The 23,384-nt window shown below is 25.3% G+C and carries 28 protein-coding genes and 3 tRNA genes; 16 read left to right on the plus strand and 15 right to left on the minus strand.

Annotation, left to right across the window (positions count from 1 at the left end; genetic code table 11):
• The gene (locus ACH5BK_RS00005; protein WP_404303645.1) at positions 1-1,263 is read left to right on the plus strand and encodes a serine hydroxymethyltransferase; all 1,263 of its coding nucleotides are present in this window, start codon (positions 1-3) and stop codon (positions 1,261-1,263) included.
• 154 nt (positions 1,264-1,417) lie between these two features.
• Positions 1,418-2,278 (plus strand): bifunctional transcriptional activator/DNA repair enzyme AdaA, encoded by an 861-nt coding sequence (locus tag ACH5BK_RS00010; protein WP_404303646.1) that lies wholly within the window; start codon positions 1,418-1,420, stop codon positions 2,276-2,278.
• Here ACH5BK_RS00010 and ACH5BK_RS00015 read toward each other — a convergent pair.
• From ACH5BK_RS00015 to ACH5BK_RS00025, 3 genes are all read right to left on the minus strand, one after another.
• Complete coding sequence (locus ACH5BK_RS00015) at positions 2,266-2,700, minus strand: hypothetical protein (RefSeq protein ID WP_404303647.1); 435 nt, start codon at positions 2,698-2,700, stop codon at positions 2,266-2,268. The genes ACH5BK_RS00010 and ACH5BK_RS00015 overlap by 13 nt on opposite strands.
• Before the next feature lie 98 nt (positions 2,701-2,798).
• Positions 2,799-3,176: a DUF302 domain-containing protein gene (locus tag ACH5BK_RS00020; protein WP_404303648.1), complete on the minus strand. Its 378-nt coding sequence runs from the start codon at positions 3,174-3,176 to the stop codon at positions 2,799-2,801.
• A 9-nt stretch (positions 3,177-3,185) separates the two neighbouring features.
• Positions 3,186-3,659, minus strand: a complete 474-nt coding sequence (locus tag ACH5BK_RS00025; protein WP_404303649.1) for a DUF2721 domain-containing protein — start codon at positions 3,657-3,659, stop codon at positions 3,186-3,188.
• 93 nt (positions 3,660-3,752) lie between these two features.
• On the opposite strand from ACH5BK_RS00025, the gene ACH5BK_RS00030 reads away from it, so the two are divergent.
• The 3 genes from ACH5BK_RS00030 (at position 3,753) to ACH5BK_RS00040 (ending at position 6,687) form a co-directional block, all read left to right on the plus strand.
• The gene (locus tag ACH5BK_RS00030) at positions 3,753-4,115 is read left to right on the plus strand and encodes a helix-turn-helix transcriptional regulator (protein WP_404303650.1); all 363 of its coding nucleotides are present in this window, start codon (positions 3,753-3,755) and stop codon (positions 4,113-4,115) included.
• 75 nt (positions 4,116-4,190) lie between these two features.
• A complete protein-coding gene (locus ACH5BK_RS00035; protein WP_404303651.1) occupies positions 4,191-5,447 on the plus strand; it encodes a response regulator in 1,257 nt (418 codons plus the stop codon).
• A 4-nt stretch (positions 5,448-5,451) separates the two neighbouring features.
• Positions 5,452-6,687, plus strand: a complete 1,236-nt coding sequence (locus ACH5BK_RS00040; RefSeq protein WP_404303652.1) for a response regulator — start codon at positions 5,452-5,454, stop codon at positions 6,685-6,687.
• Here the strand turns inward: ACH5BK_RS00040 and ACH5BK_RS00045 are convergent.
• The 6 genes from ACH5BK_RS00045 to ACH5BK_RS00070 form a co-directional block, all read right to left on the minus strand.
• Positions 6,684-7,799, minus strand: a complete 1,116-nt coding sequence (locus tag ACH5BK_RS00045) for a diguanylate cyclase (RefSeq protein ID WP_404303653.1) — start codon at positions 7,797-7,799, stop codon at positions 6,684-6,686. The genes ACH5BK_RS00040 and ACH5BK_RS00045 overlap by 4 nt on opposite strands.
• 36 nt (positions 7,800-7,835) lie before the next feature.
• A complete protein-coding gene (locus tag ACH5BK_RS00050) occupies positions 7,836-8,438 on the minus strand; it encodes a hypothetical protein (protein ID WP_404303654.1) in 603 nt (200 codons plus the stop codon).
• A gap of 2 nt (positions 8,439-8,440) precedes the next feature.
• Positions 8,441-9,163 carry a substrate-binding periplasmic protein gene (locus tag ACH5BK_RS00055; RefSeq protein ID WP_404303655.1) on the minus strand — a complete coding sequence of 241 codons (723 nt, stop codon included), beginning with the start codon at positions 9,161-9,163 and terminating at the stop codon, positions 8,441-8,443.
• 163 nt (positions 9,164-9,326) lie between these two features.
• Positions 9,327-9,415: transfer RNA gene (locus ACH5BK_RS00060), tRNA-Ser, on the minus strand.
• A 15-nt stretch (positions 9,416-9,430) separates the two neighbouring features.
• Positions 9,431-9,517: transfer RNA gene (locus ACH5BK_RS00065), tRNA-Leu, on the minus strand.
• 17 nt (positions 9,518-9,534) lie between these two features.
• Positions 9,535-9,619, minus strand: a tRNA-Tyr gene (locus ACH5BK_RS00070).
• Positions 9,620-9,722: 103 nt separating this feature from the next.
• On the opposite strand from ACH5BK_RS00070, the gene ACH5BK_RS00075 reads away from it, so the two are divergent.
• Positions 9,723-10,073 (plus strand): RidA family protein, encoded by a 351-nt coding sequence (locus ACH5BK_RS00075; protein WP_404303656.1) that lies wholly within the window; start codon positions 9,723-9,725, stop codon positions 10,071-10,073.
• 16 nt (positions 10,074-10,089) lie between these two features.
• On the opposite strand, the gene ACH5BK_RS00080 is transcribed toward ACH5BK_RS00075, so the two are convergent.
• Positions 10,090-10,356: a hypothetical protein gene (locus ACH5BK_RS00080; RefSeq protein WP_404303657.1), complete on the minus strand. Its 267-nt coding sequence runs from the start codon at positions 10,354-10,356 to the stop codon at positions 10,090-10,092.
• Between the two features lie 106 nt (positions 10,357-10,462).
• Between ACH5BK_RS00080 and ACH5BK_RS00085 the strand changes: the two genes are divergently transcribed.
• Positions 10,463-12,313: a GGDEF domain-containing protein gene (locus ACH5BK_RS00085; protein WP_404303658.1), complete on the plus strand. Its 1,851-nt coding sequence runs from the start codon at positions 10,463-10,465 to the stop codon at positions 12,311-12,313.
• A gap of 27 nt (positions 12,314-12,340) precedes the next feature.
• On the opposite strand, the gene rraA is transcribed toward ACH5BK_RS00085, so the two are convergent.
• On the minus strand, positions 12,341-12,829 hold the full coding sequence (rraA, locus tag ACH5BK_RS00090; RefSeq protein WP_404303659.1) for a ribonuclease E activity regulator RraA: 489 nt from the start codon (positions 12,827-12,829) through the stop codon (positions 12,341-12,343).
• 197 nt (positions 12,830-13,026) lie between these two features.
• Here rraA and ACH5BK_RS00095 point away from each other — a divergent pair, with 197 nt between their 5' ends.
• The 9 genes from ACH5BK_RS00095 (at position 13,027) to ACH5BK_RS00135 (ending at position 19,296) form a co-directional block, all read left to right on the plus strand.
• Complete coding sequence (locus tag ACH5BK_RS00095; protein WP_404303660.1) at positions 13,027-13,494, plus strand: DUF2721 domain-containing protein; 468 nt, start codon at positions 13,027-13,029, stop codon at positions 13,492-13,494.
• Between the two features lies 1 nt (position 13,495).
• Entirely contained in the window at positions 13,496-14,428 is a 933-nt protein-coding gene (locus ACH5BK_RS00100) for a methyltransferase domain-containing protein (protein WP_404303661.1), read from the plus strand.
• A gap of 62 nt (positions 14,429-14,490) precedes the next feature.
• Positions 14,491-14,775 (plus strand): hypothetical protein, encoded by a 285-nt coding sequence (locus ACH5BK_RS00105; protein ID WP_404303662.1) that lies wholly within the window; start codon positions 14,491-14,493, stop codon positions 14,773-14,775.
• A gap of 87 nt (positions 14,776-14,862) precedes the next feature.
• A complete protein-coding gene (locus ACH5BK_RS00110) occupies positions 14,863-15,285 on the plus strand; it encodes a disulfide oxidoreductase (RefSeq protein WP_404303664.1) in 423 nt (140 codons plus the stop codon).
• Positions 15,275-15,919 carry a DsbA family protein gene (locus ACH5BK_RS00115; RefSeq protein ID WP_404303666.1) on the plus strand — a complete coding sequence of 215 codons (645 nt, stop codon included), beginning with the start codon at positions 15,275-15,277 and terminating at the stop codon, positions 15,917-15,919. The genes ACH5BK_RS00110 and ACH5BK_RS00115 overlap by 11 nt, the downstream gene beginning before the upstream one ends.
• Positions 15,920-16,041: 122 nt before the next feature.
• Positions 16,042-17,223, plus strand: a complete 1,182-nt coding sequence (locus ACH5BK_RS00120) for a hypothetical protein (protein WP_404303668.1) — start codon at positions 16,042-16,044, stop codon at positions 17,221-17,223.
• Position 17,224: 1 nt separating this feature from the next.
• Complete coding sequence (locus ACH5BK_RS00125; RefSeq protein ID WP_404303669.1) at positions 17,225-17,515, plus strand: hypothetical protein; 291 nt, start codon at positions 17,225-17,227, stop codon at positions 17,513-17,515.
• Positions 17,516-17,589: 74 nt separating this feature from the next.
• Positions 17,590-18,165, plus strand: coding sequence for a TlpA family protein disulfide reductase (locus ACH5BK_RS00130; RefSeq protein WP_404303670.1), 576 nt, complete (start codon positions 17,590-17,592; stop codon positions 18,163-18,165).
• Between the two features lie 12 nt (positions 18,166-18,177).
• Positions 18,178-19,296, plus strand: coding sequence for a pyridoxal phosphate-dependent aminotransferase (locus tag ACH5BK_RS00135; protein WP_404303671.1), 1,119 nt, complete (start codon positions 18,178-18,180; stop codon positions 19,294-19,296).
• Here the strand turns inward: ACH5BK_RS00135 and ACH5BK_RS00140 are convergent.
• From ACH5BK_RS00140 to ACH5BK_RS00155, 4 genes are all read right to left on the minus strand, one after another.
• Entirely contained in the window at positions 19,293-20,270 is a 978-nt protein-coding gene (locus ACH5BK_RS00140) for a hypothetical protein (protein WP_404303672.1), read from the minus strand. The two genes, ACH5BK_RS00135 and ACH5BK_RS00140, sit on opposite strands and share 4 nt — an antisense overlap.
• 63 nt (positions 20,271-20,333) lie before the next feature.
• Positions 20,334-20,972 carry an HAD family hydrolase gene (locus ACH5BK_RS00145; protein WP_404303673.1) on the minus strand — a complete coding sequence of 213 codons (639 nt, stop codon included), beginning with the start codon at positions 20,970-20,972 and terminating at the stop codon, positions 20,334-20,336.
• Between the two features lie 3 nt (positions 20,973-20,975).
• Positions 20,976-21,392 carry a ModE family transcriptional regulator gene (locus ACH5BK_RS00150; protein WP_404303674.1) on the minus strand — a complete coding sequence of 139 codons (417 nt, stop codon included), beginning with the start codon at positions 21,390-21,392 and terminating at the stop codon, positions 20,976-20,978.
• Between the two features lie 311 nt (positions 21,393-21,703).
• Positions 21,704-23,380, minus strand: coding sequence for an ATP-binding protein (locus tag ACH5BK_RS00155; RefSeq protein WP_404303675.1), 1,677 nt, complete (start codon positions 23,378-23,380; stop codon positions 21,704-21,706).
• Between the last annotated feature and the right edge of the window lie 4 nt (positions 23,381-23,384).

Consider the following 23,384-nt stretch of genomic DNA (forward strand, 5'->3'; position numbering starts at 1 on the left):
ATGAGCTACATATCAAGCGCAAACTTAGAGACAGCAGATAAAGAGATATTTGATATCGTTGAGCAAGAGTTAGAAAGACAAACAACACACTTAGAAATGATTGCTAGTGAAAACTTTACTTCACCAGCAGTTATGGAAGCAATGGGTTCTGTATTTACTAATAAATATGCAGAAGGTTATCCATACAAAAGATATTATGGTGGATGTGAATTCGCAGATAAAGCTGAACAATTAGCTATTGATAGAGCTTGTGAAATTTTTGGATGTAACTATGCAAATGTTCAACCTCACTCAGGTTCACAAGCAAATGGTGCAGTATATGCAGCATTATTAAAAGCAGGTGATAAAATCTTAGGTATGGACTTATCTCATGGTGGTCACTTAACTCATGGTTCTAAACCTTCATTCTCTGGTAAAAACTACCAAGCATTTTACTATGGGGTAGAATTAGATGGAAGAATTAACTATGATAAAGTAATGGAAATTGCTAAGATTACTCAACCAAAAATCATTGTTTGTGGAGCATCAGCTTACGCAAGAGAGATTGATTTTGCTAAGTTTAGAGAAATTGCAGATGCAGTTGGAGCTATTTTATTTGCTGATATTGCTCACATTGCAGGACTTGTTGCAGCAAATGAACATCAATCACCATTCCCTTATGCAGATGTAGTTACAACTACAACTCACAAGACTTTAAGAGGTCCAAGAGGTGGTATGATAATGACAAATGATGAAGATATTGCTAAGAAAATTAATTCAGCAATCTTCCCAGGATTACAAGGTGGACCACTTGTACACGTAATGGCTGCAAAAGCAGTAGCATTTAAAGAGATTTTAGCTCCCCAATGGAAAGACTATGCTAAGCAAGTAAAAGCAAATGCAGCAAAACTTGGAGAAGTATTAGTTTCAAGAGGATATGATATTGTATCAGGTGGAACAGATAATCACTTAGTATTAGTATCATTCTTAAATAAAGACTTTTCAGGAAAAGATGCAGATGCAGCATTACAAAATGCAGGTATCACTGTAAATAAAAATACAGTACCAGGTGAGACAAGATCACCATTTGTAACATCAGGGGTTAGAATTGGATCACCAGCATTAACAGCAAGAGGAATGAAAGAGCAAGAGTTTGAATATATAGCTAATAAAATTGCTGATGTATTAGATGATATTGAAAATACTGATCTTCAAACTACTGTTAAAGCTGAATTAAAAGATTTAGCTAACAAGTTTGTTATTTATAATCAGTCTACTTACTAAGAAGTAATTCTTAAACCCTAAACTATTTAAATCAAAATATGACTAAAGTGGTCTTCCCAAACCACTTTAGTTCCCCAAAATAATAATTCTTTGCTTTTACTAATAAACTTTTTTATATAATACGAATTATAATAAAGAAACGTCAGGGTATTTTATGCAAAATAAACTTTTAGAAGAAAAAGAAAACTATAAAAAAATTGAAAAAGTAATAAAATATATTGATGAAAACTTCAAAGAACAACCTTCAATAGATACAATTGCCGAATTTATTGGTATGAGTAAATATCATCTTATTCGAGTTTTTAAAGAGTATGTTGGTGTAACGCCTATTCAGTTTTTACAATCTGTAACTTTAAATTATGCAAAAGAACATTTAAAAGAATCAAAATCTATTTTAGATAGTGCGTTAGATATGGGGCTGTCAAGTCCAAGTAGACTTCATGATTTATTTGTAAATATTATTGGAGTTACTCCAAAAGAGTATAAAGAATCAGGTAAAAATGTAAAAATTACTTATGGATATGGTTCAACTCCATTTGGGGAAGCACTTATTGCTTTTACTAAAAGAGGGGTTTCTTATCTTGGTTTTGTTGATAGTACAAATGAAAATAAAGAATCTCTTTTTAATAGATTTAAAGAGATTTGGGAAAAAGCAGAACTTATTGAAGATAATGAAAAAGCCCAAGAGTTTTTAAATAATATTTTTGTTGAAAAGAAAAAATTCGACTTGTATGTAAAAGGAACAAATTTCCAAATCAATATTTGGAAAGCTTTATTAAATATTCCAAATGGAACAATAGCAACTTACCAAGACATAGCAAATAGTATAAATAAACCAAAAGCTGTAAGAGCAGTTGCTAGTGCTATTGGTTCAAATCATATTGGATATCTAATCCCATGTCATAGAGTCTTAGCAAAAAGTGGTGCTATGAGTGGTTATAGATGGGGGATTGAAAGAAAGAAAATTTTAGTTGCTTATGAGGCTTTAAAAAAAGAAGAAAATCAAGTTTTATAGAGATATATAGGCGTTTTATAGATATCATTTATTTTTAGTTTTTCTCTAAATTTTATATGTTTAAAAGCAAAAGTACTACTTATAATTTGTGTATTTATAGTTTCATCAAAGAGTTTATCTTCAAGTTTTTGCATTCCTTTAGGGAAAAGATAACAAATTAAAAGTTTGTTTTTTAAGTTTTGTTTTAAAAAGTTTTTTTTATATATAGTAAGATTTTTTACTCTAAATATAGTTTGTAATATTTTTGATATGAGCCAAGGGAAAAAAGATAATTCATAAGCAATAATTTTTTTATTAGGTAAATTTATTGCTAAAAAAATAGCTAAACTTCCAAACCCAGAACCTAACTCAACAATTTCTTGATAAGGTGTATTTTTTGAAAGTCTTAAAATTTCTTTAGCTACTTTTTTAGAAGAGGGCATAGGTGAGATACCTATAATTAAAGAGTTTATAGATATCACCAGAACTATAAGTAATAGAATTATTAATAGATATATCTCAAACATTAAAGAAATTTAATTTACTTAACTTCTTCAATTAGTTCTAAAAGAGTACTTTGTATTTCTTGTGCTTCTTCTATTAAATCTGGATTTATATCATCAACTAATTGTACTATAGAGTTCATTGAAATATATGTTTGATTATTTTTTGAATAAACTGAAATTTTACAAGGCATAATTGATGATAATGTCATGTCACTTTCTAATAAAAGTTTTGCATAATTTGGATTACAAATATCAAGTATTTGACACTCTTCATTAAACTCAACACCTTTTGATTCTAATGTTTTAGCAACATTATGTCTGTGTAAAACTCCAAATTTATAATTTGATATTTTAGATTCAATCTCATTTACTAGTTCTTGAACATTTTTACTTGATGTTTCTGTATAAACCATTATAAGCCTTTATTTTTTTAATGTAGTTTTCTTTTTGTTAATAAATGACGTAGTATAGTATATCTCTCTTAGAAATAAAATTAAAGATAAAATAAAAGATAGCATAGCAATGATAAAAAGACTTGCTATAAATAGTGAGTCTTCAAATTTAAATAAAGCACTTAAAAACATAGTTACAATTACCATAGCAATTAAAAGACCTGTACTTGTACCAAAGAAAATAGAATAATTTATATTTTGCATTCGCATTGTTAAGAATCTTCTTCTATCTTTATATTTTTCTATAGCTTTTTTTTCATCTTCTTTTGTTTTTTGATTACTTATGAAATTATCAATTTTTTCTAATTTATCAATAATTCTTGATAATCTTCCTGTAAAAACATTTAAAAGTCCAGCAACTCCAGCTAATAAAAATACAGGTGCAACTGCTAATTGAATTAGTTGAGCTACAGTGTTTACATTGTTTATGTGTTCCATTGACATTTTTTTTCTTTTTAATTTATTTTACTATATAAAAATTAATTAGTATTTAATCAAATAGTCTATATAACTAAAGTTTAAGAATAAGGTTTTATTATGGAAGAAATAAGTTTAGAGTATACAGATGTTTTTGATAAAAATAAAATAAAAAATATAAAGTTTGAAACTTCAAAAATAAAAGAAAAGTTTAATGAAAAATCGTTATTTGCTACAATGGTAGATGGAAAATCAATGCAACCTTTAATATCTCATAAAGCTGTGTTGATTGTAGATATTTCAAATAAACAATTAATACATGATGAAATATATTTACTATATTATGAAAATAAGATGTGGGTAAAAAAATATGATAGTAATAAAAAGAGTTTCATTTCAATCAATCCAAGTTATAAACATTTAGTGTATGATTTAAATAGTATTCATTTAGTTGGAAAAGTGCTTTTATTTTTTAATAATTAACCTAATAATGTTATTTTTTAAAGCAAAATCAACAAAATTATAGTAATATATACTATTACAAGGAAAATAAATAGTATGCTAGATGAAAACTTTTTAAATACACTAGATATATTATATGTTGAAAATGATGAAAAGTTAAGAGATGAATTTTTAAAAAAATTTAAAACTTTATTTAAGTCAGTTACGACAGCATATAGTATTGAAGAAGCTATAAAATCTTTTGATAAATTAACTTCAAGTGATAATGAAATTGATATTATTGTAAGTGAAGCTAATATTTCAGAGTGTTCAGGTCTTAGCTTATTAACTCATGTTAGAAATAATAATAAAAATATACCATTTATTTTTTTTACAGATCATGCAGATATTGATGTACTTTTAACTTCACTTAGACAAGATGTAACAGCTTATTTTATGAAGCCATTAAAAATAAATGAAATTTTAGAAAAAATTGAAGAAGTTTGTAAGGTAAAAAGAAGAGATGATGAAATTGAAGCTGAACAAAATGAAGTTGAAGAGTATTTACGTATAGTAAATAAGGTAGCTATTGTATTTATTTTTGATATGGATGGTAATATTGTTTATGTAAATGATTTCTTAAAAAATGTTATAAATTGTAAAGATGAGGAAATATTAGGACATAATTATCAAGCTATTTATCATCATGAAATGCCTAAAAAAATATTACAACAACAATGGGAAAGTATAAATAATGGAAATAAGTGGGAAGGTAAAATGAAATATCTTACTAAAAACAGTTCCATTTTTTATACTAATGCAACTATTCTTCCTGTTTTTAGTAAGGATGAAAAAAAAGAAATTAGAAAATTTATAAGTGTGAACTTTTTAACTACTAAAGAAGAGAATGAAAGAAGAGAATATAGAAAAAAAGTTTTATATAATCTTCAAGAAACAAAAAGAGTTTATCAAGTAGCACAACAAAAAATAGAGGAACTTAATCAACATCTAAATAAATACAAAGGTTATGATAAAGTTGAAGAATATTTAAATAAGCTTCATAAGGAAAATAAAGATAAATATGGAGAACTTCAAAGCTTAGAAAATCGTATGAAGGCTAGTAAAAAAAGGTTTGAACAATTAACTTTTGGAGTAAACGATAAAATAAATAAAATTTCAATAATGACAGCTGATATGAGAGATATTGAATTTAAAGCTTCTAAAAAAATAGATAAAGTAATTGAAGAAATAAAAATTAGAGAATCTTATATTCATAGAATAAAAGAAGAGATAGAAGAAAAAACTGCAAAAATAAAAGACTTAGAAGATGTTGTAAAACATAGAACGGAACAATTAGTAGAAAAGAAAGGTTAAATTAGTGTTTAATTATGCATTTTTAAAAAAACTGGATATTTTATATATAGAAAGTGATGTTGAAGAAAACAATTATTTAACAGATATGCTTTGTAAACAGTTTAGAAATGTAATTTCAGAAAAATTAGGAAATGAAGGACTTAAAAAGTTCAAAGAAAATAAAGAACAAGATTTTGATATTGATATTATTATTGTAAATGAAAAACTTGAAGATTTATCTGGATTAGAGGTTTTATCTAAAATTAGAGAGATAAATAAAAATATTCCAGTAATAATTACAACTTGTAAAATTGAAACGAAATCTTTACTTCAATCAATAGAACACCAAGCAACTGATTATCTACAAAAACCCATAAATGCAAAAGATTTAGTTTTTAGTGTAGAAAATGTATGTCAAAATAAATATCATGATAAATTAAGAAAACAAGCACAAAAAGATTTAGAAGATATTATTGATGTAATTAATGAAGTTGCTTTAGTTATCAAGACAGATGAAAATGGAAATATTTTGTATGCAAATAATTATTTTTGTGAAATATCAAGTTATAGTTATGAAGAGTTAGTTAATCATAATTATGAAATATTAAAAGATCCTGCAAGTAATGAATTAGTTTTTAAAAAATTATGGGAAACAGTTTTTAAAGCAGAACCTTGGGAAGGAAAAATAAGATTTATTTCAAAAGATAATGAATTTTTTTATGTCTATTTAACTGTTGTTCCTTTGGTTGATAAAAATACTTCACAAATAAAAGAGTATATGTGGGTTAGCTTTCTAGCTACCCAAGATGAACTAGAACAAAAAGAATTTAAGAAAAAAGCAGCAAAAAATATCCAAGCTAACAGACGAATAAATACACAAGCAAGAGAGAAAATTGATGAATTAATTAATAAACTATCTTTTTATAGAAATATTGAAATGCAAATAAAAACAGAAAAGGAAAGAAATGCAAAATTTACAAATCAAATAATTTTTTATAAAAAAGAGTTGTCTCAATTAGATAAAAAATTAAAAGAAACAAGTCAAAAAGCAAGTATAAAGATTAAAAAAGTTGTTTCAGATGAAAAAGTAGTAAGAGAAAAAAAAGATAAAGCAGTTACAGAGTTAAAAGGTTTAACTAAAGAATTAGATTTAAAAAATAAAACTATAAAAGAGCTTACAAAAGAACTTGATGAACAAGTAAAAACTATTGAAAAACTAATGGCATCAATTGAAAGAAAAGAAGAACAAATAGGGATTTAAAGATAAGTTACTTGATTTCTTCCATGTTTTTTTGACATATAAAGAGCTTTATCACATCTTGAGATTAAATTTTCAGATGACTCTTGATTTTTATAAATACTAATTCCTGCACTTATTGTGACTTTCTTAACATCTTCAAAGTCAGTTTTTTCTATAGTTTCTCTTATATTCTCAGCAAAAGCTAGAATACTTTTTTTTGTTGTATTTGGCACTACAATTAAAAATTCTTCACTACCCCATCTTCCGATAGTATCTGTTTTTCTTGATGTACTAAGTAAAACTTTAGCTATAGATTTTAAAGTGTTATCTCCAACTATATGACCATAATTATCATTTATTTGTTTAAAGAAATCTACATCAATTAAAATAACACCAAAACTATTATCATATCTATTACATAAATCCTTGTTAAAGGATAAAACTTCCTCAAGTTTATGTCTGTTATTTAGTTTAGTTAATCTATCCGTAGAAGCTAATAAAGACATTTTTTTATATGCTTCATTAAGTTCTTTATTTTTTTTAATAATAAGTTTATTAATTTTTTTTACTTCAAGATATCTCCATAGTGCAATTAAGAAAATAATAGTAAAAACTAAGAAAACTTCATAGAATAAAGTAAAATCTATTTTCTGTTCAAATTTTATTGCTAGCCATCTATTTTGAATACTTCGCATGTCTTCTATTGATACACTTGATATTGCTTTTTGCATTATAGATTGTAGTATAGGTTCATCATTTCTTATTGCAATACTTAAGGGTAATTGATGATTAAGTTTTCCTGCAATTTTAACATCTGTAATCCCTTCTTTTTGTAAGGTATAAATTACAGAAGCCAAAATATCTATATGTGCAAAAACTTTACCTTTTTTTACACTATTTATACCTTCTTTCATATTTTTAACTTCAAGAATTTGTATTCGTGGAAAATTTTCTTTAAAAGTTTCTAAATGTGCATAATCTTTTATAATAGATATTTTTTTATCATATAATTCAGAAATATTATCAATAAATATCTCTTTATAGTTTGTCAAAACAACAAGAGGAAAATTTAAATAAGGTTTTGTAAAATTTAAATATTCACTTCTTTTTTTAGTTTTCATAGCTAAAGACAAAATGTCACATTTTTTTTGTTTTATATACTCTAAGCTTTATGACCAATTTTTTGTTCTTATAATTTCAAGTTTTATATTACTTTTTTTTTGTGCAAGTTTTAATATATCAGAAGTTATACCAATATATTTACCATTTTTATTTAGTGCTTCAAAAGGAAGAGCATGAGGATCTATACAAGTTTTAATAGTTTTTTTAGATTCTAAATATTCTTTTTCTTCTTTTGTAAAATATATAGATTTAGTTTTTTGGTTTGGCAAAAAATTTGGATCATAATAAAGTGTTAATGTTGCTAGAATACTTCTATCATAAGTTTTATCTTCAATAATATCTATAGCTATTTTGGGATAGTTTTTTATATACTTAGGAATATTATTATGAACTAAAAGTGAGTTTTTATCTTTATATGTTGATAAAATAGATTTTTTTAAATAATGATCGTAAATATCAACAGCTTTTATAAAATCTTTTTTCATATCTGCATTTATTTTTTTATTAAGTTCATCAATTGCAAAGTTTAATATAAAAACTTTACTAGATTCTGCTATTTGTTTTGCATTATCTTTAACTATTTCATTAGCATTTAAAGAATAGATAAATATAGTTAGAAAAAAAGAAACTATTATTTTTTGAAAAAACATTTTTATCTATATCTTTCTAAAATCTTTTTATATGTACCATCTGATTTTATTTCATTTAAAGCTTTTTGCCATGTCTCTATGATTTTATTAGATGTATTTTTATTAAAAGCTATATATAACATAGATTCATATATTGGTTTTTTCATTTTTACTGGAACTATTTTATCTTGTAGATTTTTCTTTTTTAACTCATATAAAAAAGAGTAATATTCAGTTGGGTAAAGATCTGTTTTATTTTCTTGAAGTTTTTTTAAACTATAACTTGCTAATTTATTTATATAAACATTTTTAAAGTTTAGTTCTTCTAGTTTTTGTTGAGAAATTGTATTTCGTGCAACAGCGATATTATTTACTTTCTTTGCATCTTCTAAAGAATTGATAATAATATCTTTTCTATTTGCATTTTTAAAAAATACAAGTTTCATTGACGAAACAGGTCCTACCCATTTAAAAAGCTTTTCTCTTTTTTTTGATCTTGTAGTTAAAAATAAGGCATATCCAGATTTTTCTAAGGTTAAATTATAAGCTCTAGCCCAAGGAAATATTTTTATTTTATTATCATTTCCTATACGTTTTTGAATCTCTTTTACTAAATCAATACTTATTCCTTCAAGGCCTTTTTTTGTTTCCATTTGGTACGGCATCCAAGGTTCAGTTAAGGGTTGTATATTATCTTTTGCATTTAATACAATTATAGTTAATAAAATTAAAATAGATATTCTCATTTTTTCTCCAAAATTATCTTTTAGTTTATCTAATTAGGACTTAGTTTTTTATTTGAAAAAAAGCTTAAAATAGGTATTGATAAAGTGGTTTAGCTATGAGTATATAAAATTTTATGTCAATTTGATAAATAAAATATATATGAGTTTAAATATATAAAAGAAGTGGCAGAGAGTGGGGGATTCGAACCCCCGGAGGCGTGAACCTCGCCGGTTTTCAAAACCGGTACTTTCGACCAACTCAGTCAACTCTCTACAATTCTAAAAAAGTGGTGCGAATGGTGAGAATCGAACTCACACTCCGAAACCGGAATGGGATTTTAAGTCCCACGCGTCTACCTATTCCGCCACACTCGCACAGTGTATCTCTAAAGTGGTGGTGAGGGAAGGATTTGAACCTTCGAAGCCGTAGGCGGCGGATTTACAATCCGCAGGATTTGACCACTCTCCAACCTCACCTTGATTAAGAGGTCGAAATTATATTTACTTTTTTATTAATTTAAAATTAAATTTTGAAAAATTTGATATAATTTTTGTAATTTTATAAAAAATAGGAGATATTTTGATTAATAGAGAAGAAGTAAGTGAGAGAATGAGTAGAATTGTTGAGCATAATGGTGTTGTTTACTTAGCAGGTATTGTATCTGATGATAAAGATTTAGATATAAAAGGACAAGCCTCAAGAGCTTTAGAGATTGTTGAACAAAGATTAAATCAAATAGGTTCAAATAAGCATAGTATATTAAGAGTGGAAATTTTTCTAAAAGATATTTATAGAGATTTCCAAGACTTTAACGGAGTTTGGGATGAATGGGTATCAAAAGAAAACCCTCCTGCAAGAGCTTGTGTAGAAGCAAATATGGCAAGTACAAATACTTTAGTTGAGCTAATAGTAACTGCTGTTAAAAGTTAAGTGTTTCACTTAACTTTTAATGTTCACTATGTTCTTTTATATTTGAAATAATTTTGTTATAAATCCTTTCGTATTCTTCTTTTGGCATACTATCATCTTCAATAACAGCTAAAACATTTTGCAGTTCAACTAAAAATGATTCCATTTCTTTTATTGCATCCATATCATCTTGTGTTTGTGTATTGTTTTCTAATAATTTATGTAAATCTTCAATATAATGTTCAACTTCTGGAATCATTGTATTCTCAACTAAATCTTTTAGTTTATTTTTTATTTCTGACATTTTAAATCCTTTTCAAAGTAGATTATATAATAAGTATTATAAATTAATATATAACTATTTTAAGAATAATTACTGTATGATTTTAATTATTTTTTAAGGTTGGCTTGTGAGAAAAAATATTATTTTGCAGTTTGTAGTGATGGTTTTGATATTAGCTATAGCGATTACCGCTTTAAGTTTATATAATCTAAGACATATAGGTATAAAATCTGCAATTCATAATGCACAAGCTATATCTGAAGTTGTAAAAAGTGGTTTAACTTCTCACATGTTAAATAATAATATGCACCAAGTAGATACATTTATTGAATCTGTATCTAATATGAATAATGTAAAAAATATTTGGCTTGTGCGAGGAGAACCTGTTGATAAACAATTTGGAAGGGTTGATAAAACTAAACTCCCTAAAGATGCTTTAGATAAAAGTGTTTTATTAACAGGAAAAATGGCACATAAAATAGAAGAAACTTTTACAACCACTTCTGTTAGAGTTACAATACCTTACAATGCAGTTGCTGTTAAAAATATTGACTGTTTAAAGTGTCATGATGTAGATCCTGGGGAAACTTTAGGTGCAGTATCTTTAGAGCTTGATATTAGTGCATTAAAACAAATAGGAATAGAGTCAATTTATATTATTACTTTAGTTGTTCTTTTTGCCATATTTATTATAATTTTTTTATCAAAAAGAATCTTACAACCTTATATAGAATTATTTGATAAATTTAGTATAAATATTAATAATGCAGTTCAAGGAAAATTTAAAAGAATAAATATTCCTACTTCTGGTATAAGTAAAGATATGCTTAATTTAACAGAAGAATATAATAAACTAATGGTTAACTTTAAAGATACTTCAATTGATATTGAAAAAAAACTTCATGGATTTATTGGATACCAAGCAGGAAAAGAGGGTAATGATCCTTTAAATGAATCAAAAGAGATTATCGATAATTTATCAAACCTTTATCAATTTAAAAAAGAAATTGAACTAGATGACTCAAGGGATGAAATCTATCAAAGATTATCACAAGTATTTTCAAATAAATTTAATTTAAAAGCATTTAATTTTATTGAAATTGAAATGCTAAAAAATAAAATGACAACAGTTATTCAAAAAGGAGATTTCTTTTGTTGTAGTAAAACTATGAAAGAAACACCTGACTTATGTAGATCAGCAAGAACAAAAAATGATGTAGTATCAATGGACTTTCATAACACCTGTCCATATTTTGAAAAAAAAGATCTTTTTTATTACTGTACTAATATTTCTATTAGTAAAAATATAAATTTAATTATAAATTTTGTATTTGAAAAGAAAAATGAATTAGAAAAATTAAAATCGCAAATTACTTTTATTAAAAGTTATATTAATGAAGCAGCACCATCATTAGAGGTTAAACTTCTAATGAAGGCTTTACAAGAGTCTGCATTTACAGATGGGCTTACAGGTTTATATAATAGAAAATTCTTAGAAGAACATACTAAAAAACTAATTCCTCATGCAAAAAGAGAAGAATTAAATATTGGTGTTTTAATGTTAGATATGGATCACTTTAAAGCTGTAAATGATGAATATGGTCATGATATTGGTGATAAAGTACTAAAAGAGTTAGCTACTATTTTAGATGAAACTGTTAGAGAATCTGATCTTGTTATTAGATATGGTGGTGAAGAGTTTATTGTTTTACTTGTTGGCGTTAAAAATGAAAATGATGCCTTACACGTTGCTAATAAAATTTCTAAAAAAGTTAGAGAAAATGAAATTGATGTTTATGCGGGTGCAAAACTTAAAAAGACTGTAAGTATAGGTTTATCTATGTTCCCACAAGATTCATCAAGTTTTAATTCTGTAATTAAAAATGCAGATATAGCTTTATATGAAGCAAAAAGTACAGGTAGAGATAAGGTAGTTAGATTTAAAGAAGAGCAAGTCTCAAGTGTGGATTTATTTTAAATAGATTAAAGAACTAAGGTTTAACCCTTAGTCTTGAATTAGTTTTTCTTTAGAAATAACCACACCATCATTGTCAGCATAAATATAGTCACCTCTATTAAATGTTAAACCTTCAAAGTTAAGTTCTTCACCTCTTGAAGAGTTTGTTTTATCAAAATTTCTTAGTGGACAAGTACCAATAGCAAATAATCCAACGTTAATATTTTTAGTTTCATCAGTATCTCTTACATATCCATTTAAAATGATAGCCTTCCAGTTGTTCTTAGCCGCAAAAGCCATTAGCTTATCACCAACAACTCCAAAAAATTCTTGTCCATTATCAACTACTACTATTTTACCTTCACCATCTTCATCTCTTAGCATTTCTAAAAGTCTAAAGTTACTTTTATCTAATTTAATTGTTTCAATTTGTCCATAAAATCTTTTTAAACCACCATAGTTTTTAAATTTTGGTGATAATATTTGTAATTGTTTATCTTGATTTTCGTCACATAAATCAGCTGTATGTATATTCATATATTCTCCTTAATTATTTCTTCCCAAATTGTATGTTAGTAAAAAGAAATGTAGAAAAAGTGTAAACATTAAAAAAACTTTAAAAAAAAATATTAATTTTATAAAATAAGTGAAATAGTAACACTTGTGATAAAAAATATCATACGCTTTACAGTTAAATAAGTTATAATTTCAAAAAAATTAAAAGGTATTTATAAATGGATATTGCTTTAACAACACCAGCACTTCTATTTCCAGCTATTTCTTTGCTTTTATTAGCTTATACAAGTAGATTTCTAACTACTGCACAACTAATTAGAGGATTAAGTGCAAATGCAAGAGATGGAAGAGTACCTAAAGCTTCTAAACAAATAAAAAATCTAAAAAAAAGAGTTGATTTAATTAAATTAATGCAAATTTTAGGAGTACTTTCCTTATTATTATGTACATTTTCTATGTTTTTACTTTTTATAGAGTTTAGAATTTTTGGAAATATAGTTTTTGGAATTAGTTTAGTTTTAATGTGTGCTTCTTTAATCACTGCTATTTTTGAAATTTCAATTTCAACAGGGGCAATTGAAATTGAACTTGAAGGAATTAAAAAGTATTCAAAAGGACATAAAAAAAATAAAGAACTTGAACAAAATACTTCTGAAATAGAAGAAGTTGAAAAAGAAGAAGAATAAATTGAAAAAATTTACAACTCATAATATTCATGAAATTATGAATTATTTACAAAAAAATTTAGAGCAGAGTGAAGAAGTAAAAATAGAAGTTTTAAATCCAGATTATGGTTTTGAACTTTTTGCAGGAGAACAAGTACAATTAGATGAACTTTATACATATCACTCTTATAAAGCTTGGAATGATTTAAGTGAACTTTTATTTTGTAAACTTTTAACTCCTGAAATAAGTAGTAAATATACAGTAATCTTAACTTTTAAAAAAGTAAATAAAAATAGCTCTTTCCATAATAATTCTTATACTAGTAATTATGAGAAATATGGAGAAGACTCTTTATTTTTTAGAATAAATAAAAATGAAGAACCTTCTTTTTTATATTATTATAAACAAGCATTAAAAAATGCGAAAATTGAAAATAAAATAAATATCTTAAATTTAGGAATAAATAAAGCTGATGAGTTTGCTTTAATTTCTGAACTTTTAGATGAAAAAGAGATAAATTCAAAGCAATTTGTTGGAATTGATTTTTCAAAAAGTGCTATTAATCATGCAAAAAAAAGATTTCCTTATGATAATTTTAATTTCTATTGTCATGATATAAATGATCTAAAAAGTTTGAATTTAAAGAAAGCTGATTTACTTATTTCAATAGGAACTTTACAAAGTTCAACTTTAAACTTTAAAAAATTATTTATGGATTTATTTCAAAACTATTTAGAAGAAAATGGCTCTTTGATATTAGGATTTCCAAATTGCAGATGGCATGGTTCTGAAATGATATATGGAGCAAAAGCTGCAAATTATTCTTTTAGTGAACAATCTGTTTTATACAAAGATGTTTATTTTTGTAAGAAATATTTACAACAAAAAAAGTATAGAGTAACACTAACTGGAAAGAATTATCTTTTTTTAACTGCTACATCTATAAAAAAATAAGGTGTTTGTTTTTTATTATATTTTTATGTTACAATTTATAAAATTTAACCAAGGAGTATGATATGCCTAGTCAACACATTGAAATAAAAACTTTTAAGCTAGCTCATAGTACAAATGATACAGTTAAAATTGAGCATGTAGAAAAGCCTTATGGAGAATATAGTAGTCCCGTAGTTAGTATTGCTATATATTCTCATGGAGAAGAAAAGACATCTGAAGTAGAAATTCCTTATGAAAATATAGAAGAGTTTTTAAAAGCACTAAATGAGTCTATAGCTATGTGTGATTCAATTCCTAGAAATGAACTTCATGGTGAATTAAATGCAAGTGTAGGTGGAGGAGCCTAAGTTAATAACTTTATCTTATAACAATAATAAATTTTTTTGTTAACTAATCTTAGATATAATTTTTGAAAATTATATCTAGGAGTTATTTTGACAAAGTCAAGTTTTTTAATTTTACTCTCTTTTCTTACAGCTTCAATAGCTACTATGGGAAGTCTATTTTTTTCTGAAATTATGCAGTTTGTACCATGTAGTATGTGTTGGTATCAAAGAATCTTTATGTATCCATTAGTTTTAATTTTTCTTGTTAATACTTTGTATCCTGATGATAAAGTATTTAAATATGCTATGCCTCTTGTTTTAGTAGGGCTATTTTTTGCTATTTATCATAATTTACTAATGTTTGGAATTATTCCTGAAAGTGTTGTACCTTGTGTACAAGGTGTGCCTTGTTCTACTGAATACATAAATTGGCTTGGGTTTATCACAATTCCATTTTTATCTTTAAGTTCTTATCTTATTATTTTTATCTTGCTTTTATTACATAAAAAAGGATTAAAGAATGAAAAATAAATCAATTGTATTAGTATCGCTGGCTATATTATTTGCTGTTTTTATAGCTTTAGTTATCTCTTATGAAAATAAGTCAAATCAAAATATTGAAAAGCTTTCTTATACAAGTGCACCTTTTATTAGAGAACACTCTACAGTTTTTGGGGATAATAAAAAAAATGTATATGTTGTAGAATTTATAGATCCTGAGTGTGAATCTTGTGCTTTATATCATAAAGTGGTAAAAGAACTTTATAGAAATTATTACGAAGATATTCAAATAGTAGTTAGATATTTAGATAATCATAAAAACTCAAAATATGCAATTAAAATTCTAGAAGCTTCAAAAAAACAAAATATGTACCAAGCTGTTCTTGATAAAATTTATGAATCACAAGGAGTTTGGGCTCAACATAACAATGAAAAACCTGAACTTTTATGGGAAGAATTAAAAGATGTACCATCTTTAAATCTTAAAAAATTAAGAGCAGATTTTGAAAAAATCAATGTAGATAATATTTTAAAATTAGATAGAGAAGATGCCACTAAATTAAAAGTAAGAGGAACTCCTACTTTATTTGTAAATGGAGAAAAACTTAAAAGATTGTCATATAAAGATTTATTTGATTTAGTTGAGTCAAAACTATATAAATAGTAGTTTATTTTTGTATCAGTTGAAATATTATGCTTTAACTCTATAGATTATATAGTAAAAAAATTAAGAAAAAGAGTGTATACTAGTAATAATAATTAAGTTAAACATTAAAGGAAGCATTGATGGTATTTTTAGAAAACCTAAAAGAATTTTTTGCAGTTGCAAAGCAGACAAATTTTAATTTAGGAGAAATTTATACACAAACTCCAAATGGTGTATATAGTGTAGGGGTAGTTTTATTTATAATTTTATTAATTGTTGTGTTTTTTATTAGAAGATCTTTTAAAATCTCTTCAGCTGTAAAGTTAGCTTCGCAAATTCAAAATTCTAAAGATGTTAATGAATATAATGAAAAATTAAATAAATTAGCACAAGAACTTCCAAAAAGAGGTTTAAAGGTTGCCCAAACTATTAATGCACAAAAAAAAGAAATTTTAGAAAAAGAACTAGAATTACTAAAAACTCTAAACATAAAAGAGAAAATTGAAAAGTATAAAGAAATATCATCAAAATACGAACTAATTGCTAAAAATTCTAAAAAATATGCAATAAATGATTTAACTTCATATTATGATGAAACTTCAAAGAAACTACTTGAGGTTAATCTAATAAAAGATATAAATGAGTATTGTGAAAATGCAAGATTTGATGAAAATGATGTTGAATTTGTAAATAGTATTGTAACTTATGCAAATACAAGCTCTAACCCAGATAAAATTATAAACCCAATGCTTAATAAAATAAACTCTTTTAGTTATGGATTTAACTTAGACTTAGTTAAATTTACAAAAGCACTTTCAAAAGATGAATCAAAACAAGTTTATGTAAACTGTATAGAAAAACTTTCAGATGTACTAACTTCAGGAGAAAATAAAGTATCAGAAGTAGTTTTATCTTATTTATTAGAAAAGGGATATAAAGAGGAAGTTTATTTATATATCTCAACTTTAAATAACCCAATATACCTAGAAGATTTATATTATAATCTATTTGCCCAAAAAAATGACATAGATTTAGATTTAGCTTTTGTGGCTAATAAAACTGAAACTAATGTAGATTATGCAAGCTTTATTGACAAAACTATTACTGATAATTGGAAAGATTTAAAACTTATCAAACATATCATTAATGCTCCTAGAGTTTTAGAAACAATAGGTCATGTAAGTTTTAGATCAGTTTTAGAAAGAATAGAAAAACTTGAAACACAAGAAGAGAATAATAAAGCAATTTTAGAAGCTTTACAAACTGCAAGAAGAGCAGAAGCCTTAGCAAAAGAAGCTAAAGATATAGCAAGGTCAAAATAGTATGGATTTTTTAACTTTAGTTTTAATACTTTTGATTATTTTAGCAGGATATTTAATATATAAGCAATTTATATTAAAAACAAGTATTAAGCCAACAGCTATGAAAAAAGATGAAATAATAAGAGAATATGAACTAAAGTTAGAACAAATAAAACAAGAGTATAAAAATGACGAGCAAAAATTAAAAGAAGAGAAAATGAAGTTTATTAAACAAGTAAATAATGAGCTATCAATGAATCTTTTTTTTGATGATGTCGAGGCAAAAAAAATTATACAACACTTACTTAAATAAATATTTATTTTCACATTTAGATTTTATTAATTAATCTTAACTATAATTTTAAAAATCAAAATTTTAGGACTAATATGAAAAAGAACTTTTTAATTGCAGGTATTTTATCATCTGCTTTATTATTTACAGGATGTGATACAAAAGATTCAATTGATGAGAGTATGGTAGCAAAGCCAAAAGATAAAAAAGAAATTGGAACAAATTTTGACTCTAAAGAGTTTAAACTTCAAACTGTTGATGGGAAAAGTATTGAATTAAAAACAACTCTTACAGGAATTGATTTCAAAGATTATAAAGGGAAAATTGTATTAATTGATGTTTTTGCTACATGGTGTCCTCCTTGTATAAAAGGAATTCCTGATATGAATAAACTAAAAGAAAAATATGCAGGAGAGTTTGAAATCATTTCAGTTTTATTTGAAAAAGATAAATCGAAAGAAGAAATTCAAGAGTTTATAAAAAAACATAATATTCAATATCCTGTAACAATAGGTGAAGAAAATTTTAGATTTACAAAAGATTTAGGTGAGGTTTCAAAAGTACCTGAATACTATTTATATGATAAAGATGGAACTTATATTAAAAAGTTTGTAGGTGAAACAGATAAGTCTTTATTTGAAAGATATATAGATAAAGCATTAAATAATTAAGGAGAGTTTTAATTGAGATATGAGAATATGAGTTCATTTATTGTAATGGATATAGTAAGAGATGCGGCAGCTTTTGAAGATACAATACATTTTGAAATAGGACAACCTGATTTAAAACCAAGTGCAAAAGTAAAAAAAAGACTCTTAGAAGCAGTACATAATGATGAATTCTCATATACAGAATCAAAAGGCTTAGCTTCATTAAGACAAGAGATTGTATCTATGTATAAAAGAAATTACAGTGTTGATATAGATAAAGAACAAGTTATTTTAACACCTGGTACTTCAGGAGCTTTCTTAGTTGCTTATACTTTAACTTTAAAACATAATCATGTCTTAGGTTTATCTGATCCTTCATATCCATGTTATAAAAATTTTGCTAGTATGCTTGATATAAAGCCTTGTTTTATGCCAATTGATAAATCAACTGATTATGAATTAACTGTTGAGCATTTAAAGGATAAAACCCTTGATGCTCTTCAAATATCTTCCCCTTGTAATCCAACAGGAAATATTTATAAAAAAGATAACTTAAGACAATTAGTACAGTATTGTGATGAAAATAATATTTCTTTTATTTCAGATGAGTTATATCATGGCTTAACATACGAAAAAAATGCAAATACTGCTTTAGAGTTCAGTGATAAGGTTTTTGTAATAAATGGTTTTTCTAAATATTATTGTATGCCTGGTTTAAGACTTGGTTGGATTATAGTTCCTAAAGAACTTTCAAGACAAGCTGAAATTATTGCTCAAAATATATTTATTTCTGCTCCCACTTTATCTCAACATGCGGCACTTGAAGCATTTGATGAAGAATATTTACAAGAAGTAAAATCAATATTTAAAGAAAGACGTGATTTTTTATATAAAGAATTAAGTGAAATTTTTGAAATAGATGCAAAACCAGATGGAGCATTTTATTTATGGGCAAATGTTTCTAAATATACAGATGATAGTTTTAGTTTTGCTAAAGAACTTTTAGAAAGTATTCATATTGCTACAACTCCTGGTATTGATTTTGGTGCTAATAAAACAAATCAATATCTAAGATTTGCATATACAAGGGATATTGAACACATGAGTGAGGGTGTTCAAAGATTAAAAGAGTATTTAAAAACTAAGTATTAAATTATAAAATCTAAACCATTAATTAAGCCTGTCTTTCCATCTTCTTTTATATAAAAACTAGACTGTTTAAGGTGGGCAAATTTATGTTCTATAGACTGATGATAATCAAAACTAGTTTTGTTTTCTTTTAGATAAATTGCCCCAATTCCTGCTTGTGTTAAAGAGATCAATTTATCATCACCTTTATCATTTTTTTCCCAAATTACTAAATCTTTAAAAATTGAATCGTTTTCATCTAACCAATTGTTTTTATCTATATCATAAGTTCTTAAGTCATTAAAACCATTCCCACTTTTAGTTCCAAGTAACTCACTGGCATTATCTATTGCCTTATTTTTGTTCTTATCTAAAGCAAGAAAACCTGCACCATCTCTTAAAAGAGGTATTCTTTCAACTTTTCCATCATTATTTAAATCAAAAGCAAATTTAAGTGTAGGATTTATATTGTCAAAACCATCTAAACTATCTTTATAGTTTATAATAAGTGGGTCTATAAACTTTTCATTTCCGAGGTTTAATTTTTCTTCATGTAGTTCTTGAAAACTTTTTGAAAAAGATATTGATAGGTCTATTTCAAACTCTTTATTTGAAGTTTTAACAATTGCTTTTGTGTTAAACTCTATACTATTTTCAAGTTGATATTGTGTTTTTGTGTGTAGTCTAAAACCCCAATTTACTTCATCATTTTTAAACTTGTCTTTTTTGTTTAAGAAGAAATTATTTTGTTTATTGTCATTTAGTTTAGAAGTAATCTCCTCTAATATTTGTTTTTTTATTTTATCTTCATTTGAAAGTTTTGATTGGTCATTTGATGCTAAGTATATGCCATTTAAATCAGCTATAACAGTAGTTTTAATAGCTTTTGTTTCTCTTGCACTTTTAAGCTCATTCATCCAAGATGCAGAGTTTATAGAACTACTTTTAAATGAGTTTGAAGTAGTGTTTATAGTAACTTCAGATGATTCAATTTTCATAATAAAGCCTTTTTGTATATATAAAAATTCTATTATAGCTTTATAAAAAGGAAGCTTAAATGTTTATATACTCTCTAGTAAGCTTTCAAGTTCTTCTAATGAATTTATGAAAAAATCAGCTTTAGAAAAGTCATGTTTTACAGTAAAATCATTATGAACTATAGCACATTGAATATTTGCATTTACAGCAGAACTAAGGCCTCTTTGTGAGTCTTCAATAACTATTGCTTCTTCTTTTTTTGCATTAAACTTTTTAAGACCTGCTAAATAAGGGTCGGGGTAGGGTTTAGCTCTTTTATATTCTTCTACACATAGACTAAAATCCATAAATTGGATAATACCTCTGTTTTTATGAATTAATTCAAAGTCAACTCTTCTTGAAGTTGTAACAATTCCCATTTTATATTTTTTGGATAGTTTTTCTAATGTTTTTTTTACATTTGGAATTTCGATATCTTTTGTTATTAAAAAGTTTTGATAGTATTCATCTCTTTGAAATCTTTTATTATCAATTATTTGTTTTGAAATACCTTTTTTAAAAGCAAGTTCCCAAGCAGTACCACCTCTTGCCATTATTTCAAGATAAATTTCAAGCTCAAGGGTTATTCCTAGTTGTTTTAAAGCAATTTTATTTGCTTCATAATACCATTTTTCTGTTTCTACAAGTACTCCATCATTATCAAATAGTATATATTTTTTCATATACTATTTTTTTCTTACCTTATCAAATTTATCAAATTCTTCATCATAGAAAATACCTAATTGACAATGAGTTACTTTTATATCTGAGTTTTTTATAGAAGAACCAACTTTTTTAAGAGTTGAACCTTTTTCTTGTGCTAGTTTCCAAGCAATTTCACATTGTACTTTTTTATTATTTGCTGAATTTTTTGCTAAAGTATTATAAATATCATCATTCATTTGTGAAAATTTTAATTTACCAAAAACACCTAGCTCACAATTTGTTATTTTAATATTCATATCTTTTGCAATTTGTGCCATATTTTTAGGTTTAATACCCATTAGTTTAGCTGCTTTAAAAGCTCTTATGCAAGATAATTCGCCATTTTCATCTAAATTGTTTAAAACTAGTTGTTTTTGAGTAGAATCAAGTTTTACCATCTTATTATCAAAGTTCCTTATTATCATTAAATTGTAATTATATTTAAAAATATTTATATTATCATTATTTTTTAGCACAAATATTATACAGTTTTATATATTAAAATTAAGCATAAAAAAACAGAACGCCTAGGGGTAGCGTTCTGTTATTGACTTGTATATTATTTGTAGGAGAGTCAAGTTGAAAAACTTGTATATCAAAATTAAGTCTTTTGCTTAATTTGTATTACAATTATAAACTCCGAAGATTAATCCTTTTTAAATAAATAGTTAACAATGAGTAAATAGGATAAGAAATATCCTAATTTAAATTATAAACTTTTAGGGATTGTAATTTTTACTTCTAAACCCTTGTTGTTTTCATCATTATATTTAAAAATTGTATTGTTTGCTTCAATAAATCCTTTTAAATGTCTTTTTACTAAATCTTGAACAATATATAAACTAAGTCCAACTCCAGAAGATTTTTTATCTTTTGTTGTAAAGTAGGGTTCAAAAATTTTATCAATATTAGATTTCTCAACTCCTTGTGCATTATCTTTTATTGTTATAATACAATCATTATGTTTCTCTTTTATATCTACGAATATTATTGGAGTTTTAATTTTTTTTTCTTTAATTGCTTCTATTGAATTATTTATTATATTGATAAGAATATGAATAATTTCTGTTTCATAAGTATATAAAGAACAGTTATGGATATTTTTTTCTATATGAATATTTTCTTCTTCAAATTTTTTTTCAAGTACACGTATGATTCTTTGAAAAGTATCTTCAATATTAAAGCTATTTTTCTGAGAACTTCTTAAAAAATAATCTCTAAACTCATCTATAGTTTTTGATAAATTTTGTGTAGTGTTAATAATTTTAGTAAGAGAATTATCATAAAGTTTTTTATTTTTTGAATATAAATCATATTCTATTTTCATACCACTAGCTACGGTTGAAATTAAAGATAAAGGTTGTCTCCAATGATGAGCAATATTTTCAAGTACATTACTTAATGAACCTAGTTTAGCTTGTTGTGTTATTAGATTTTCTTGTTGTTTAATCTCTTCTAATCTTAATGATCTATTTACAGCTAAAGAAACTAAGTATGAGAAAGAGTCAATAAGTTTAAGTTCAAACTTTGTTGGTTTTTTACTTTTTTTGTAATATATAGCAAAAGTACCTAAAACTTCATTGTTTTTAGTAAAAAAAGGTTCTGACCAACAAGCATTTAGGTTTAGAGGTTTTGTCAATTCTAAATAATCACGCCAATATGGATGAGTATTTATATCTTCAACAATAATTCTCTCTTTTGTGTAAGCAGCCGTTCCACATGAACCTACACCATGAGCAATAGTTAGTGTTTTTACTGCGTCATTATAGTATTTAGGAAGACTTTTTGTAAAACTTTCTTTGAATTTAGTTTTTTTATCATTTAAAAGTAAAATTGAACAAATCATATTTTTATTAATTGTTTCTGCTTCTGTAATAATAAAATTAAGAGTTTTTTTCAATGAATAATCTTTTAATATATATTCAAGAGTTTTTTGTGTGATTGTATGAAGTGATTCATACTCTTTTTCTTTGGTAATATCTTTTGAAATACAAATAATTGCTACAAGTTTATTATTTTCATCTAAAACAATATCTTTTTTAGATTCAAAGTAAACTTTTGTACCATCATTTAGAGTTAATATTTCACAAAAATTATGCTCTTTTTTAGTATCAATAACACTTTGGTCATTTTTTGTAAAAGTTAAAGCATCTTCATTTTCAAATAATTCTAAATCAGTTTTTCCAATAATTTCATCTTTTGTATAATTAGTATATTTACAAAAAGCATCATTACAAAGTATATATTTACCTTCAAGATCTTTAAAATATACTAAATTTTCAAACAAATCAATAGTTTTTTTTTGAAATAGATATTCATTTAATGTATTCATAATATTAATATTAACATATTTAGGTTGTATGTTCTTTGAATCTTTATTAAACATTAAA

Source organism: Arcobacter sp. YIC-80 (assembly GCF_044841725.1).
Taxonomy (GTDB): domain Bacteria; phylum Campylobacterota; class Campylobacteria; order Campylobacterales; family Arcobacteraceae; genus Arcobacter_B.

What these genes read in the sequence shown, in the direction of transcription:
- ACH5BK_RS00005 (WP_404303645.1), top strand. Translation starts at nt 1, where the DNA reads ATGAGCTACATATCAAGCGCAAACTTAGAGACAGCAGATAAAGAGATA.
- ACH5BK_RS00010 (WP_404303646.1), top strand. Translation starts at nt 1,418, where the DNA reads ATGCAAAATAAACTTTTAGAAGAAAAAGAAAACTATAAAAAAATTGAA.
- ACH5BK_RS00015 (WP_404303647.1), bottom strand. Translation starts at nt 2,700, where the DNA reads ATGCCCTCTTCTAAAAAAGTAGCTAAAGAAATTTTAAGACTTTCAAAA.
- ACH5BK_RS00020 (WP_404303648.1), bottom strand. Translation starts at nt 3,176, where the DNA reads ATGGTTTATACAGAAACATCAAGTAAAAATGTTCAAGAACTAGTAAAT.
- ACH5BK_RS00025 (WP_404303649.1), bottom strand. Translation starts at nt 3,659, where the DNA reads ATGTCAATGGAACACATAAACAATGTAAACACTGTAGCTCAACTAATT.
- ACH5BK_RS00030 (WP_404303650.1), top strand. Translation starts at nt 3,753, where the DNA reads ATGGAAGAAATAAGTTTAGAGTATACAGATGTTTTTGATAAAAATAAA.
- ACH5BK_RS00035 (WP_404303651.1), top strand. Translation starts at nt 4,191, where the DNA reads ATGCTAGATGAAAACTTTTTAAATACACTAGATATATTATATGTTGAA.
- ACH5BK_RS00050 (WP_404303654.1), bottom strand. Translation starts at nt 8,438, where the DNA reads ATGTTTTTTCAAAAAATAATAGTTTCTTTTTTTCTAACTATATTTATC.
- ACH5BK_RS00055 (WP_404303655.1), bottom strand. Translation starts at nt 9,163, where the DNA reads ATGAGAATATCTATTTTAATTTTATTAACTATAATTGTATTAAATGCA.
- ACH5BK_RS00080 (WP_404303657.1), bottom strand. Translation starts at nt 10,356, where the DNA reads ATGTCAGAAATAAAAAATAAACTAAAAGATTTAGTTGAGAATACAATG.
- rraA (WP_404303659.1), bottom strand. Translation starts at nt 12,829, where the DNA reads ATGAATATACATACAGCTGATTTATGTGACGAAAATCAAGATAAACAA.
- ACH5BK_RS00095 (WP_404303660.1), top strand. Translation starts at nt 13,027, where the DNA reads ATGGATATTGCTTTAACAACACCAGCACTTCTATTTCCAGCTATTTCT.
- ACH5BK_RS00105 (WP_404303662.1), top strand. Translation starts at nt 14,491, where the DNA reads ATGCCTAGTCAACACATTGAAATAAAAACTTTTAAGCTAGCTCATAGT.
- ACH5BK_RS00115 (WP_404303666.1), top strand. Translation starts at nt 15,275, where the DNA reads ATGAAAAATAAATCAATTGTATTAGTATCGCTGGCTATATTATTTGCT.
- ACH5BK_RS00120 (WP_404303668.1), top strand. Translation starts at nt 16,042, where the DNA reads ATGGTATTTTTAGAAAACCTAAAAGAATTTTTTGCAGTTGCAAAGCAG.
- ACH5BK_RS00125 (WP_404303669.1), top strand. Translation starts at nt 17,225, where the DNA reads ATGGATTTTTTAACTTTAGTTTTAATACTTTTGATTATTTTAGCAGGA.
- ACH5BK_RS00130 (WP_404303670.1), top strand. Translation starts at nt 17,590, where the DNA reads ATGAAAAAGAACTTTTTAATTGCAGGTATTTTATCATCTGCTTTATTA.
- ACH5BK_RS00140 (WP_404303672.1), bottom strand. Translation starts at nt 20,270, where the DNA reads ATGAAAATTGAATCATCTGAAGTTACTATAAACACTACTTCAAACTCA.
- ACH5BK_RS00145 (WP_404303673.1), bottom strand. Translation starts at nt 20,972, where the DNA reads ATGAAAAAATATATACTATTTGATAATGATGGAGTACTTGTAGAAACA.
- ACH5BK_RS00150 (WP_404303674.1), bottom strand. Translation starts at nt 21,392, where the DNA reads ATGGTAAAACTTGATTCTACTCAAAAACAACTAGTTTTAAACAATTTA.
- ACH5BK_RS00155 (WP_404303675.1), bottom strand. Translation starts at nt 23,380, where the DNA reads ATGTTTAATAAAGATTCAAAGAACATACAACCTAAATATGTTAATATT.